Annotated in this window: 15 protein-coding genes; 4 read left to right on the forward strand and 11 right to left on the reverse strand. The window is 69.1% G+C overall.

Features of this window, described 5'->3' with window-relative positions; translation table 11 throughout:
- Position 1: 1 nt before the first annotated feature.
- The 7 genes from glpE to UN84_RS13660 form a co-directional block, all read right to left on the reverse strand.
- Positions 2-322, reverse strand: coding sequence for a thiosulfate sulfurtransferase GlpE (gene glpE / locus UN84_RS13630; RefSeq protein WP_016853711.1), 321 nt, complete (start codon positions 320-322; stop codon positions 2-4).
- A gap of 38 nt (positions 323-360) precedes the next feature.
- Positions 361-1,167 (reverse strand): symmetrical bis(5'-nucleosyl)-tetraphosphatase, encoded by an 807-nt coding sequence (locus tag UN84_RS13635; protein ID WP_046078200.1) that lies wholly within the window; start codon positions 1,165-1,167, stop codon positions 361-363.
- Positions 1,168-1,225: 58 nt separating this feature from the next.
- The gene (gene apaG / locus UN84_RS13640; RefSeq protein WP_173835016.1) at positions 1,226-1,615 is read right to left on the reverse strand and encodes a Co2+/Mg2+ efflux protein ApaG; all 390 of its coding nucleotides are present in this window, start codon (positions 1,613-1,615) and stop codon (positions 1,226-1,228) included.
- Positions 1,612-2,424, reverse strand: a complete 813-nt coding sequence (gene rsmA, locus UN84_RS13645) for a 16S rRNA (adenine(1518)-N(6)/adenine(1519)-N(6))-dimethyltransferase RsmA (protein WP_046078201.1) — start codon at positions 2,422-2,424, stop codon at positions 1,612-1,614. The genes apaG and rsmA overlap by 4 nt, the downstream gene beginning before the upstream one ends.
- 36 nt (positions 2,425-2,460) lie before the next feature.
- The gene (pdxA, locus tag UN84_RS13650; RefSeq protein ID WP_173835017.1) at positions 2,461-3,516 is read right to left on the reverse strand and encodes a 4-hydroxythreonine-4-phosphate dehydrogenase PdxA; all 1,056 of its coding nucleotides are present in this window, start codon (positions 3,514-3,516) and stop codon (positions 2,461-2,463) included.
- Complete coding sequence (locus UN84_RS13655; RefSeq protein ID WP_035596593.1) at positions 3,513-4,151, reverse strand: SurA N-terminal domain-containing protein; 639 nt, start codon at positions 4,149-4,151, stop codon at positions 3,513-3,515. Before UN84_RS13655 ends, pdxA begins: the two co-directional genes overlap by 4 nt.
- A gap of 89 nt (positions 4,152-4,240) precedes the next feature.
- Positions 4,241-6,724 carry an LPS-assembly protein LptD gene (locus UN84_RS13660; RefSeq protein WP_046078204.1) on the reverse strand — a complete coding sequence of 828 codons (2,484 nt, stop codon included), beginning with the start codon at positions 6,722-6,724 and terminating at the stop codon, positions 4,241-4,243.
- 160 nt (positions 6,725-6,884) lie between these two features.
- On the opposite strand from UN84_RS13660, the gene UN84_RS13665 reads away from it, so the two are divergent.
- The 4 genes from UN84_RS13665 to speD all read left to right on the forward strand — a co-directional run bounded on the left by UN84_RS13665 (position 6,885) and on the right by speD (position 10,333).
- On the forward strand, positions 6,885-7,931 hold the full coding sequence (locus UN84_RS13665; RefSeq protein ID WP_046078431.1) for an aminoglycoside phosphotransferase family protein: 1,047 nt from the start codon (positions 6,885-6,887) through the stop codon (positions 7,929-7,931).
- A complete protein-coding gene (murU, locus tag UN84_RS13670; RefSeq protein WP_046078205.1) occupies positions 7,928-8,602 on the forward strand; it encodes an N-acetylmuramate alpha-1-phosphate uridylyltransferase MurU in 675 nt (224 codons plus the stop codon). The genes UN84_RS13665 and murU overlap by 4 nt, the downstream gene beginning before the upstream one ends.
- A gap of 324 nt (positions 8,603-8,926) precedes the next feature.
- Positions 8,927-9,346: an OsmC family protein gene (locus tag UN84_RS13675; protein ID WP_016853702.1), complete on the forward strand. Its 420-nt coding sequence runs from the start codon at positions 8,927-8,929 to the stop codon at positions 9,344-9,346.
- Positions 9,347-9,538: 192 nt separating this feature from the next.
- On the forward strand, positions 9,539-10,333 hold the full coding sequence (gene speD / locus UN84_RS13680; RefSeq protein ID WP_046078206.1) for an adenosylmethionine decarboxylase: 795 nt from the start codon (positions 9,539-9,541) through the stop codon (positions 10,331-10,333).
- Between the two features lie 114 nt (positions 10,334-10,447).
- On the opposite strand, the gene coq7 is transcribed toward speD, so the two are convergent.
- The 4 genes from coq7 to UN84_RS13700 all read right to left on the reverse strand — a co-directional run bounded on the left by coq7 (position 10,448) and on the right by UN84_RS13700 (position 12,963).
- Positions 10,448-11,092: a 2-polyprenyl-3-methyl-6-methoxy-1,4-benzoquinone monooxygenase gene (coq7, locus tag UN84_RS13685; protein ID WP_046078207.1), complete on the reverse strand. Its 645-nt coding sequence runs from the start codon at positions 11,090-11,092 to the stop codon at positions 10,448-10,450.
- A 181-nt stretch (positions 11,093-11,273) separates the two neighbouring features.
- On the reverse strand, positions 11,274-11,615 hold the full coding sequence (locus tag UN84_RS13690; protein WP_035596603.1) for a histidine triad nucleotide-binding protein: 342 nt from the start codon (positions 11,613-11,615) through the stop codon (positions 11,274-11,276).
- Between the two features lie 41 nt (positions 11,616-11,656).
- Positions 11,657-12,529: a phosphoribulokinase gene (locus UN84_RS13695; protein WP_046078208.1), complete on the reverse strand. Its 873-nt coding sequence runs from the start codon at positions 12,527-12,529 to the stop codon at positions 11,657-11,659.
- Positions 12,529-12,963, reverse strand: coding sequence for an acyl-CoA thioesterase (locus tag UN84_RS13700; protein WP_046078209.1), 435 nt, complete (start codon positions 12,961-12,963; stop codon positions 12,529-12,531). The genes UN84_RS13695 and UN84_RS13700 overlap by 1 nt, the downstream gene beginning before the upstream one ends.
- Positions 12,964-12,988: the final 25 nt, after the last annotated feature.

A 12,988-nucleotide genomic window follows, 5' to 3' on the forward strand; every position in this document is an offset into this window, starting at 1 on the left:
CTCAGGCCTCCACGCGCTCGGGCAGACGGTGCTGCCAGTCGGTGAAGCCGCCGTCGAGGCTGTAGACCGTCTCGAAGCCCTGGCCGGCCAGCCAGGCCGCGGCCTGCTGGCTGGAGTGGCCGTGGTAGCAGACCACCACCAGCGGCGTCTCGCGAGGCGCCTCGGCCAGCAGGGCCGTGACGCTGTCGTTGTCCAGATGGCGGCAGCCGGGGATATGACCGGCGGCGAAGCTCGCCGGGTCGCGGATGTCGACCAGGGTCAGCGGCGAGCCGGCGTCGAGCCACTCGGCCAGGGTGGGAATGTCCAGGTGCTGGAAGCTCATCGGTTCTCCAGGAATGCAACAGGAAGGAAGGGCTAAATTCAGTAGCGGCTGGGCACGCTGATGCGTGCGCCGCTCTCGAGGTCGAGGGCGGTCAGCGCCCCGCCCCAGACGCAGCCGGTATCCAGCGCCTCGGCCCGCACCCGGCTGCCCGGCGTCTTGCCCTCGAGCGCGGCCCAGTGGCCGAACAGCAGCCGCGGATCGTCGTCGCGGGGATACTGGAACCAGGGCGCGAAGCCCGGCGGCGCGCTGTCGAGCCCCTCCTTGGCGCTGAAGTCCAGCGCGCCGTCGGCGGCGATGAAGCGCATGCGGGTGAAGGTGTTGACGATCGCCCGCAGGCGGTCGAGGCCGTCCAGGTCGTCACGCCAGCGGGCCGGCTCGTTGCCATACATCTGCTCGAGGAAGGCGCCGGCACGCTCGCCGCCGAGCCGCTCGGCCACCTCGGCGGCCAGCGGCTCGGCCTGATCCAGCGTCCACTGGGGCGGCAGGCCGGCGTGGCTCATCAGGGTATCGCCGTCGCGCACCACCAGCGGACGGCTCTGCAGCCAGTCGAGCACGCGCTCGCGATCGGCCGCGGCGAGGATGGCGTCCAGGGTATCCTTGCGCTTGAGGCGCGCGCCGCCGCGAGCCACCGCCAGCAGGTGCAGATCGTGATTGCCGAGTACCACCCGGGCGGCGTCGCCCAGGGCCATGACCTCGCGCAGGCAGTCCAGCGAACCGCGGCCGCGGTTGACCAGATCGCCGGCCAGCCACAGCCGGTCACGGCGCGGATCGAAGTCGAGGCGCTCAAGCAGGGCCACGAATTCCTCGTGACAGCCCTGGAGATCGCCGACGGCGTAGGTGGTCATGGCGCGTCCTCGCGGTCTCGTTGGAAGATCGGGGGTGAAGCGGCGCTCGCCGAACGCCTCAGTGCACCTGGTTGGGGCCGGCCAGCCGAAAGGGGGCGACGGCCACCTCGAAGGGGCGCTGGGTGGCGGTGTCGACGCAGGTGAAGGCGCCTTCCATCACGCCCACCGGGCCGTCGAGGATCGCCCGACTGGTGTAGCGGAAGGTCTGGCCGGGGCCGATCAGCGGCTGCTGGCCGACCACACCCTTGCCGCGCACCTCCTGGGTCTCGCCGCTGCTCTGGGTGATCTTCCAGTGGCGCGCCAGCAGCTGCATGCTGTGGCCGGAGTGATTGTGCACGGTGATGGTATAGCTGAACACGAAGCGCTCTTCTTCGGGGGCGGACTCGTCCGCCTGGAAGGCCGGCTCCACGTCGACATGGATATCGTCGCCCAGGATCGATGTCGTCATGAGGCGCCGCCCTCCTCGGCCAGGTGGTTGGCGATGCGCACGAACTCCGCCACGCTCAGGGTCTGGGGCCGCCGGCTCGGCTCGATGCCGAGCGCCTCCAGGGCCACGGCGTCGATCCGTCCCTTGAGGTTGTTGCGCAGCGTCTTGCGGCGCTGGGCGAAGGCCTCGCGCACCACCTCGAACAGCAGCATCTCGTCGCGGGCGACATCCGGCATCTCGGCGTGGGGGGTCAGGCGCACGATGGCCGAATCCACCTTGGGCCGCGGCACGAAGGACTCCGGCGGCACGATGAACAGCGACTCGACCGTGCAGTAGTACTGGGCCAGCACCGAGAGGCGGCCGCGCTCGCCGCCCCCGGGCGGGGCCGCCAGGCGGTCGACGACCTCCTTCTGCAGCATGAAGTGCATGTCGGCCACGGCGTCGCCGGCCTGCAGCAGGTGGGAGATCAGCGGCGTGGAGATGTTGTAGGGCAGGTTGCCCACCACCCGCAGCGCCGGGCCATCGCCACGCAGTTCGCGGAAGTCGACCTTGAGCGCGTCGCCCTCGTGGATCACGAAGCCCGGCTGGTCGAAGAACTGCACGCGCAGGCCGGGAATCAGGTCACGGTCGAGCTCGATGACCTCGAGATGGCCGCCCGCCGCCTCCAGCAGCGGCTCGGTGAGGGCGCCCTGGCCGGGGCCGATCTCCACCAGGCGCTCGCCGGGGCGGGCGCCGATGGCGCGCACCAGCCGCGAGATGATGCCGGGGTCGCGCAGGAAGTTCTGGCCGAAGCGCTTGCGGGCGCGATGACCCTGGGGGCGGGATGCCATGCGTCTGTCCTTCTGTTCGAATCGGGGATGCCGCGCTCAGTCACGAGCGGCGCGGCGGGCCATGTCGGCGGCCAGCGCCTCGGCCACCGCCAGGCTGCCGGGATCGGCGCGGCCGCTGCCGGCCAGGTCGAGGGCGGTGCCGTGGTCCACCGAGGTGCGCACCAGCGGCAGGCCCAGGGTGATGTTGGCGGCGCGGCCGAAGCCGGCGTACTTGAGCACCGGCAGGCCCTGATCATGATACATCGCCAGCACGGCGTCGGCCTCGGCCAGGTGGCGCGGGGTGAACAGGGTATCCGCCGGCAGCGGCCCGTCAAGGGTCAGGCCCTCGCGACGCAGCGCCGCGAGCGTCGGCACGATCACCTCGAGCTCCTCGCGACCGAGGTGGCCGCCCTCCCCGGCGTGGGGGTTGAGGCCGCAGACGGCGATGCGCGGCGCGGCCAGACCGAACCAGCGGCGCAGGTCGGCGTCGAGGATGCGAAGGATGCGGGTCAGCCGCTCGGGCGTCACCGCGTCGCTCACCTCGCGCAGCGGCAGGTGGGTGGTGGCGAGCGCCACGCGCAGCGACCGCGGGCCCTGCCAGTCTGGGCCGGTCGCATGCAGGGCACGGTCGGTGGCGAGCATCATCACCACCTCGTCGACGCCGCAGGCGTCGCGCAGGTATTCGGTGTGGCCGGTGAAGTCGGCGTGGCCGGCCTCGCGGATCACCGCCTTGTGCAGCGGAGCGGTGACGATCCCGGCGGCCTCGCCTGCCCGGCAACCGGCGACGGCACGATCCAGCGTCTCGAGCACGTAGTCGCCGTTGCGGGTATCCAGCACCCCGGGGCGACTGGGCGCGGCGAGCGCCACCGGCCACACGGGCAAGCGCCCGGGCCGGGTCTCGGGCACCGGCTCGCCCGGTGCCAGCTCGACGATCTCGAGCGCCCGCCCCAGGGCCTCGGCCCGCTCGGCGAGCAATCCGGCATCGCCCACCGCCACTCGGCGGTGCCCCGGGGTCGTGCCGGTGGCACCGTCGGTGGCCAGCATCACCGCGAGCTCGGGGCCGATGCCGGCCGGCTCGCCGGTGGTCAGGGCGATGACGGGCGCATCGCTCATGCGCCGGGCTCGAGACGCTCGTCGACGAAGGCCTCGCTGCGGATCTCCTGGATCCAGTCTTCCATCTCGTCATTGGCCTTGCGCTGGAACAATGCCTGGCGCGCCTGATCGCGGCTCATGCCGGCGCCCTGCTGCTCGATGAAGCGGTCGACCTCGCGCTCGGAGAGGCTGACCCGACCGCCCACGCGGCGCTGCTGCAGCTCGCGCATCAAAAGCTCGCGACGCACCTGGTCACGCACCACGCCGAGCGACAGGCCGTCGGCCTCCAGGGCGTCGGCGAACTGGTCCAGGGTCATGTTGTTGCCCCGGGCGATGGCCCGTACCTGACGATTGAGCTCGGTGTCGTCGACGCTCAGATTGGCCTCGCGGGCCATCTGCAGCTGGATCTCCTCGACGATCAGGCGGTCGAGCACCTGCTCGCGCAGCACCTGGTCCGGCGGCAGGTCGACGCCCTGGGCCCCGAGCTGTTGCTTGGTCTGGGTGAAGCGGTCCTCGAGCTGGGAGGCCATGATGGCGCCGTCGTTGACCACCGCCACGATACGGTCCAGGGGCTGGCGCGCCTGGGCCAGCCCGGTCAGGGGCGCGGCCCCCAGCAGCAGGGCCAGCAGCAGGGTGGCGAAGTGTCGGCTGCGCATGTCGGTGTTTCCTCTCTTTCGATATCGGATGTCTCGTGGCGGCCGGCGAGCGACCGCCACGAAGTGGCAGGCGGGGCGCCGGCCGCGGCTCAGCGTGCGCCGAAGGCGGTACTGCGATAGCCCGGCACGGCGCCGTCGAAGTAGCTGGCCGCGTCTCCGCCGATGCCGCCCAGGCCCTTGAACACGAAGCGCAGGAAGAACCCGCGATCGGTGGTGTCGTCTTCGATGGTGTTCGCGGTGCCCTCGTCGTCGACCCACTCGCGCCACACCAGCTGCAGACCATAGCAGCAGTCGTTCCACTGCACACCCGCCATCTGCTCGAGGCTGCGGTCGTTGGTGTTGTCGTAGACGAAGCGACCGATCAGGTCGACCTGTGGCCCGACCCGGTAGGCCCCGGAGACGTCGAACTCCTCGCGGTTGTAGCCCAGCCGGTCCTCGAAGTCGTCTTCGGAGACGTCGAAGCCCTGAAGCTGCCAGCGATAGCCCAGGTTGAGCACGTGACCGGCGTCGGCACGGTACTGCAGGTCCCAGCTGGCACTCTCGGTGCGCGAGCGGTGGTCGTCGTAGAGCCACTGCCAGCGCGTGCGCCACTCGTCGCTCAGCCGCCAGTTCAGGCGCGTGACCAGCGGCGAGCGGTCGCGGGTGGCGGCGTAGTACTCGTAGGAATCCTCGTCTTCCGGAAGCTTGTCGGGATTACCTCTCATATCAATCGTGCGATCGTCGAAATACAGCGCCTGGCCGAGGCCCAGCGACAGCCGCTCGCGGCCGCTCTCGTCCTCCAGCAGGCGGCTCTCGACGCCGTAGGAGATACGATTGAGATCGCCCACCCGGTCACCGCCGGAGAAGCGGTCCGGCGACCACAGCTGGTTCCAGGAGAAGTTGCGCTCGCCGGTGTCGAAGTCCGGGAAGTCGGTCTGGTCCTCGGCCGGCACGTAGGCGTAGTTGAGCCGCGGCTCCAGGGTCTGGCGGAAATCGCCGCCGCCGAGACTCAGGTCGCGCTCGAACACCAGGCCGCCGTCGACGGAGGTCACCGGCACGGTCAGCGACGGCGTGTCGCTGCGTCCGGGGGTAGTCTCGCGATTGTCGTAGTCGAGGTCGTAGGAGCGATGGGCCAGCTCGACGCGGGGCTCGAGGTAGCCCCAGCTCTGGTCGAAGCGCCAGCCCACGGCCGGATCCAGCCTGAGCCGGGTGCCGTTGGCCGCCTCGCGTTCCGAGATCTGCCGACGACCGTCCTTGAAGTCATACCAGCCGTCGTCGTCCGTATGCACGTCGCGCCAGAAGTAGGTCAGGTTGGAGGCCCACTCCTCGTAGAAGCCATTGTCCTGGGACCAGCGCGCCCGGGCATCCAGGCTCGGCAGGCGGTAGAAGGGCTTGTCGCCCTCTTTCAGAGGATCATCGAGCCGCTCGTACCCCTGGGCCTTGGCCTGCAGGCGCCAGACATCGCCGCGATAGTCGAGCCGGGCCAGCCGTGACAGGTGGTCGGTGTCCTGCTCGGCGAAGTCGCGGCCGAAGTCGTCGAAGTAGGCGCCGTCGCTGGCCGCGCCGTAGCGCAGCCGGTAGTCGGTACGCTCGTCGAAACGCCCGGCGTGACGGAAGTCCAGGTACCAGCGCTCATCGCCGTTCGCGAGACGGGAGCCGTTCGAGGCCTCGTCGCCAGCACGCTTGTCGTCGGCGATGTAGGCCCCCTCGATGGTGCCGGCGTCGGACGGAAAGAGATAGCGATACTCGCCGCCCAGCAGCAGGCCACGATCGCTGATCCAGCGCGGGGTGAGGGTCGCGTCCTGGTCGGGGGCGATGTTCCAGTAGAAAGGCTGGGAATAGTCGAGCCCGCTGCCGGTGGCGCCGAGGGTCGGCCACAGGAAGCCGGTCTGGCGGCGCTCATCGAGCGGGAAGCGCACCCAGGGCCAGTAGAATACCGGCACGTGACCGACCTCCAGGCGGGCGTGCTTGGCGGTGCCGAACCCCTGCTCGCGGTCCAGCAGGATGTCGTTGCCGACCAGGCGCCACAGCTCGCTGCCGGGCTCGCAGGTGGTGAAGCTGGCCTCGCGCAGCCGGTAGCGGCCGTCCTCGAGCCGGGCCAAGCGCACGGCATCACCACGCAGGCGCTGCTCATGGGCCACATAGTGGGCGGTATCGATGCTCGCCGCATCGCTTTCCAGCGAGAATTCGGCGGCGTCGCCGCGCACCAGCAGATTCTGGTCGCGCAGCGCCACCGGCCCCTCGGCCAGCACCCGATCCCGGGACGCCGGCAGGTTGACCCGCGGCGCCTCGAGCTGGGTGTCGCCACGGCGCAGCACCACCTGGCCGCTGAGCCGGGTCTCCCCCTCGGCACCGTACTCGCCGCTGTCCGCCTCGCTGGTGACCTGCCCCTCGGGCGGCGGGGCCAGACGATAGTCCGGCATCACGTAGCGCCCGCGGCATACGGCATCGGCCGGCCGGTCGGCGCCCCAGGGCTGCCAGTCCAGCCGATCGGCGGGCAGCGGCTCGGGGGGCGCCGCCAGCAGAGGGGCGGCAATGATCAGGTTCGAGGTCACCAGACCTGCCAGGGCCGTCCGGGAGGGTCGCTTGGCCATGTTCCACGATGTCCTTGGCGGAGTGAATCGGTATTATACAGGCCCCATGCGACCTGTCCCGCCGACGAGTCCCTGTCACGCCGACGCTGTCGGGCCTCAGCATGCGGCGACGCTTCGGGGCCGTCAACCGAGCCCCGCCACCGGACATCGAGAGGTGATGATGCCAGAGGCCGATGCCCTCGCCCGCCAGACGCCGCTGCGCCACTGGATCGCGCAGTGCCATGGACTCGACCCGCAGGCCCTGGACCTGCGCCTGGCCGCCGGCGATGCCAGCTTTCGCCGCTACTATCGGCTGACACTGCCCGACGGCGCCACACGAATGCTGATGGACGCGCCGCCGGACCGCGAGGACAGCACGCCCTTCGTGGCCATCGACCGGGCCTGGGAAGCCGCCGGCCTGCCGGTGCCGCACCTGCACGCCGTGGACCTCGAGGCCGGCTTCCTGGAGCTCGACGATCTCGGCGACACGCCGCTGCAGACCCGCTTCGACGGCGAGCGCGACCCGGCCACCCTGGCCTGGCACGAAGGCGCCATGGCGCTCATTCATGAGCTCCAGAACCGCGCCTCGCCGGACGCGCTGCCGGCCTACGACGCCGCCTTGCTGGGCCGCGAGCTCGATCTCTTCCCCGAGTGGTGCCTGTCGCGCTGGCTCGACGTCGCCCCGCCGCCCGGCTGGAACGCCCTGCGTGACGCGCTGATCGCGTCCGCACTGGATCAGCCCGTGGTCACCGTGCATCGCGACTTCGACGCCATGAACCTGATGGTGGTCGACGAGGCGCTCTACCTGATCGACTTCCAGGACGCCGTGGCAGGTCCCATCAGCTACGATCTGATCTCGCTGCTCCACGGCCGCTACTGCCGCTTCGACGCCGCGCGGCGCACCGAGTGGATCGAGGGCTTTCGCGCGCGGGCGGTGACCGACGGCCGCCTCGATGCCGAGATCGATGCGGCCGGCTTCCACGCCCGGGTGGCCGCCATGGCCGCCCAGCGCGCGCTCAAGGTGCTGGGCATCTTCTGCCGGCTGACCCTGCGCGACCATCGCGACGGTTATCTCGCCCGCCTGCCGCACTTCCTCGCCCATCTCGAGGACGCCCTGGCCGAGCTCGACGGTCACGACGCCTTCAGGGCCTGGCTCGCCGACGTCTTCCGCCCCGCCCTGGCGGCGAAGCTGGACGAGGACGGCATCGACCGGGAGGGCGCGGCATGAAGGCGATGATCCTGGCCGCCGGACTCGGCACGCGCATGCGCCCGCTCACCGACCACTGCCCCAAGCCGCTGCTGCCGGTGGCCGGCAAGCCGCTGATCGTTCACCACCTGGAACGCCTGGCCACGGCCGGTATCCGTGAAGTGGTGATCAACGTCAGCTACCGCGCCGAGCAGATCATCGAGGCGCTGGGCGACGGCCACGAGTTCGGCGTGGACATCGCCTGGAGCCGCGAGGACGCGCCGCTGGAAACCGGCGGCGGCATTCGCCGCGCCCTACCCTTGCTCGGCGAGGCGCCATTCTGGCTGGTCAACGGCGATGTCTGGTGCGATGTCACGCCCGACGCGCTCCCTCCGCTCGGCGACGACCTGGCCAACCTGGTGCTGGTGGACAATCCCGATCACCATCCCACCGGCGACTTTCACCTGGATGCCGGCGGTCGGGTGCATGCCGAGGGCGAGCCGCGGCTGACCTACGCCGGCCTGGCGCTGCTCGATCCGGCGCTGGTCGCCACTCAGACCGACGGTGCCTTCGCCCTGGCCCCGCTGCTGCGCGAGGCCATGGCGGCAGGCCGGGTCGCCGGCCATCATCATCGCGGCGCCTGGGTCGATGTCGGCACCCCGGCCCGCCTCGAGAGCCTGGATAGGGCCCTGCGCACCCAACTTCCTTCATGACCCTCACGGGGCACCGGGGACAAGCCGAAGAGGAGCTCCGACGCCAGGACGGCGTCGGGAGCCTGGAGGGACATACCCGTCGTGTCTCCTCGCCGGCTTGTCGACGGACAGCCTACCCATCGCCGGAGCCCTCCCGGGCTGAGCCGGTCGGCGCCAGCTGCTAAGCTGGCGCCATTCCACTCTCTCACTGCACCAAGGAAACACCGCACATGAAAGCCAGCGTCAAATGGACAGACGGTCGCCAGTTCGTCGCCTGGGGATGTGGAAAGCTGGCAGCGGCCGCGGTGAAGCCACGCACTTAATCAACAGCAAGGAAATCAGTTCATGAAAGCCTCAGTGAAATGGACCGACGGTCGCCAGTTCGTCGCCGAAGCCGGCAGCGGCCACAGCGTGGTCATCGACGGTCCGCCCGACCACGGCGGCCGCAACACCGGCCCGCGCCCGATGGAAATGCTGCTGATGGGCATGGGCGCCTGCACCTCCTTCGACGTGCTGGAGATCCTCGAGAAGTCGCGCGCCCCGGTGGCGGACTGTGTGGCCAGCATCGAGGCCGAGCGCGCCGACAGCGTGCCCAGCGTATTTACCAAGATCCATATCCACTTCACCGTGAGCGGCCAGGGGCTCAAGGAGAAGCAGGTCAAGCGCGCCGTCGAGCTCTCCGCCGACAAGTACTGCAGCGCCTCGATCATGCTGGCCAAGGGCGGCGTGGAGGTGACCCACTCCTTCACCATCGTCGAGGAGTAAGCGAGCCTTCCCCCACGGCGCCCTGACGGCCGAGACGCCAGGTCCGGCTCCCCGCCCGGCGGCGGCGAAAAAAAACCGTGGCGGCGGGTGCGCCGCCACGGTGGGCTGTGCATAATACGCGGCTCTCGATTGCCAGGGGTTCCGGCGACATCCGTCGGGATGACACTATCTGCCACTTTGGGAGGCTCGGACGTGACCGACAATCTCCGACTCCACGGGTTCAACAACCTGACCAGCTCCCTGAGCTTCAACATCTATGACATCTGCTATGCGAAGACCGAGGAGCAGCGCAAGGCGTACATCGACTACATCGATGAGCTCTACAACGCCGAGCGTCTGACGCAGATCCTCAAGGATGTCACCAACATCATCGGCGCCCACGTGCTCAATATCTCCCGCCAGGATTACGAGCCCCACGGTGCCAGCGTGACCATCCTGATCGCCGAGCACGAGCTGGAAGAGGCCGCCCCCGAGCAGATGGAACCCGGCCCGGGCCCGTTGCCGGAAACCGTGGTGGCCCACCTCGACAAGAGCCACGTCACGGTGCACAGCTACCCCGAGTCCCACCCGGACAACGGCATCAGCACCTTCCGCCTGGACATCGACGTCTCCACCTGCGGCCAGATCAGCCCGCTGAAGGCGCTCAACTACCTGATCCACAGCTTCGATTCCGACATCGTGACCGTGGACTATCGGGTGCGCGGCTTCACCCGTGACGTGGACGGCAAGAAGCTGTTCATCGACCACGACATCACCTCGATCCAGGACTACCTGGCCGACGACACCAAGCAGGCCTACCAGATGGTGGACGTGAACGTGTATCAGGAGAACATGTTCCACACCAAGATGCTGCTCAAGGACTTCGAGCTGGACAACTACCTGTTCGGTACCTCCCGGCGCGATATCAGCTTCGAGGAGGCCCGCGACATCGAGAGCCGGCTGCGCAAGGAGATGCTGGAGATCTTCTACTCGCGCAACATGGACTAGCCCCGCGCTATCATCGGCACACGGGGTCAGACCCTTAAGCGCCCTTAGGGACTCCGTCCCTAAGGGCGCTTAAGGGTCTGACCCCTGCTATTTTCGGCGCTTGTAGCTCGGCGCTTAAAGCTTATAAACCGACCGGGTCATCACCTTGGACATCAGCGTCATGCCGGCCTTGACCGGCCCCGGGAAGCGGGCGCCGCCGGCTTCCAGCGCCTGCTCGGCGTGATGGGCCTCGTCGATGGCCATCTGGCGCAGCACCGCGCGGGAGCGGTGGTCGCCGGACGGCAGCTCGTCCATGTGGGCGTCGAGGTGGCGACCCACCTGTTCCTCGGTGGCGGCGACGAAGCCCAGGCTGATGCGGTCGCCGATCGCCCCGGCCAGCGCCCCCATGCCAAACGAGGCGGCATAGAACAGCGGGTTGAGACGGCTGGTGTGACCGTCGAGCTCGTCGAGACGCGACTCGCACCAGGCCAGGTGATCGATCTCCTCCTGGGCGGCTTCCTCCATCTGCTCACGAACCTCGGGCAGCTTGGCGGTCAGCCCCTGTCCCTGGTAGAGCGCCTGGGCGCACACCTCGCCGGTATGGTTGATGCGCATCAGGCCCACGGCGTGGCGTCGTTCGGCCTCGTCCAGGGCATCGTCGCGCACCTCCGGGGTGGCCGGCGATGGACGAGACGGCTGGGCGGCGCCCGGCACCAGGGTGCGCAGCACGGCATCGCCCTGGCGCACCAGTTGATCGGCACGGGAATACTGACGGTTCATGACACCCCCTGAATCGATGATGAGCTCATTGTAACCGAGTCGCCCCGGTGCCGGCAGTGCCTCCGGATGCGACGACGCCGCCCCGGAGGCGGCGTCGAACGGAAACGGTGTCGGGCGAGGCCCGGGAAGGCTGCACCTGATGCGTCGAACACCGCAAGCCGCGGCAGGCGCCGCGCGCCGACTACCCAGCCGGCCAGGTAAAGCGTCGACCGCCCATCAGGTGCATATGAATATGATAGACGGTCTGACCGCCCTGTTCATTGCAGTTCATCACCACCCGATAGCCGTCGTCGGCGAAACCGGCCTCGCGGGCCAACCGGGCGGCGGTGAACTGCAGCCGACCCACCAGCGCCAGATCGTCTTCCTCGATGTCGTTGAGGGTGGCGATATGGCGCTTGGGCACGATCAGCTGGTGCGTCGGCGCCTTGGGATCGATGTCGTTGAAGGCCAGCACCTCGTCGTCTTCGTAGACGATGTCGGCGGGAATCTCACGCTTGATGATCTTGCAGAACAGGCAGTCCATGGCGGGCTCCTCGACGGATGACGAACGGCGAATGTAGAGGCTCAGCGAAAACGGCGCTGGGCCAGCAGGTGGCGCACCAGCGGCCCCAGGATCAGCTCCATGGCCAGCGGCATGCGCGAGCCCGGCACCACCAGGGTGTGCGGTCGGCTCATGAAGGCATCGGGGATCATCGCCAGCAGGTAGGGGAAGTCCACCGTGGCCGGATCGCGGAAGCGGATCACCACGAAGGACTCGGCATCGGCGGGGATATCCTGGACCTCGAAGGGATTCGAGGTATCCACCGTGGGCACCCGCTGGAAATTGATGTGGGTGCGCGAGAACTGCGGCTGGATATAGCGCACGTAGTCGTCCATGCGCCCCAGGATGGTGTCGATCACCGCCTCCTGGGAGTAGCCGCGATAGCGCATGTCGCGATCGATCTTCTGGATCCACTCCAGGTTCATGGTCGGCGCCACCCCGACCAGCAGGTCCACGTGGCGGGCGACGTCGTGCTCGGCGGTCACCAGGCCACCGTGCAGCCCCTCGTAGAACAGCAGGTCGGTGCCCGTGGGCAGCGGCTGCCATTCGGTGAAGGTGCCGACCTGATAGCCGGCCTCGATCATCGACTTGTCCTCGGCGTGGATATAGTGCCGATAGGTGCCGGTGCCGTGCTCGCCATACTCCTGGAACAGCGCCTCGAGCTCCTCCAGCAGGTTGGCCTCCACGGCGAAGTGCGACAGCTCGTCCTTGCGCTCGGGCTCCTCGCGGAAGATCCGCGCCAGCTCCTGACGGGTGTAGCGATGGAAGGCGTCGCCGTCGACGAAGGCGGCATGCAGGTCCTCGCGGGCGAACATGCGCTCGAAGGTGCGCTTGACCGTGGTGGTGCCGGCCCCGGAGGAGCCGGTCACGGCGATGATCGGATACTCGCGCGACATCAGCTCGCCCCCGCGAGACGCTCGCGCACGAGGTCGGGCACCGCCACCGGGCGGCCGGTGGCGGGGTCCACCAGCATCAGGTTGATGCGTGCCGTGGCCACGGGACGATCGTCGGCGAGGCGCCGGATGCGATGGTAGACGGCGATCGCGCGGCGCCCCGGCGCCGGAATCGCGGTGTCCACCTCCAGCGCCTCGGGCCAGCGCGACTCGGCCTGATACTGCACCGCCAGGTCGGCGGCCACGCACGGGTAGCCGCCCATGTCGCCCTCGGCGAGCGAGCGGGTGGCCAGGGCCTGAACGCGGGCCTCGTGCATCAACGACACCACGGCATCATGGCCGAGATGCCGGCCGTAGTTCATGTCGGTGATGCGCACCGACAGCGGATGCCGGTGCAGGATGTCCGCCTCGGGGAACTCCAGTTTCACGCGTTCCATGCCGCCTCCTGGTGGTGAATGTGCG

The organism is Halomonas sp. HG01, assembly GCF_000968715.2.
Taxonomy (GTDB): domain Bacteria; phylum Pseudomonadota; class Gammaproteobacteria; order Pseudomonadales; family Halomonadaceae; genus Halomonas; species Halomonas halophila.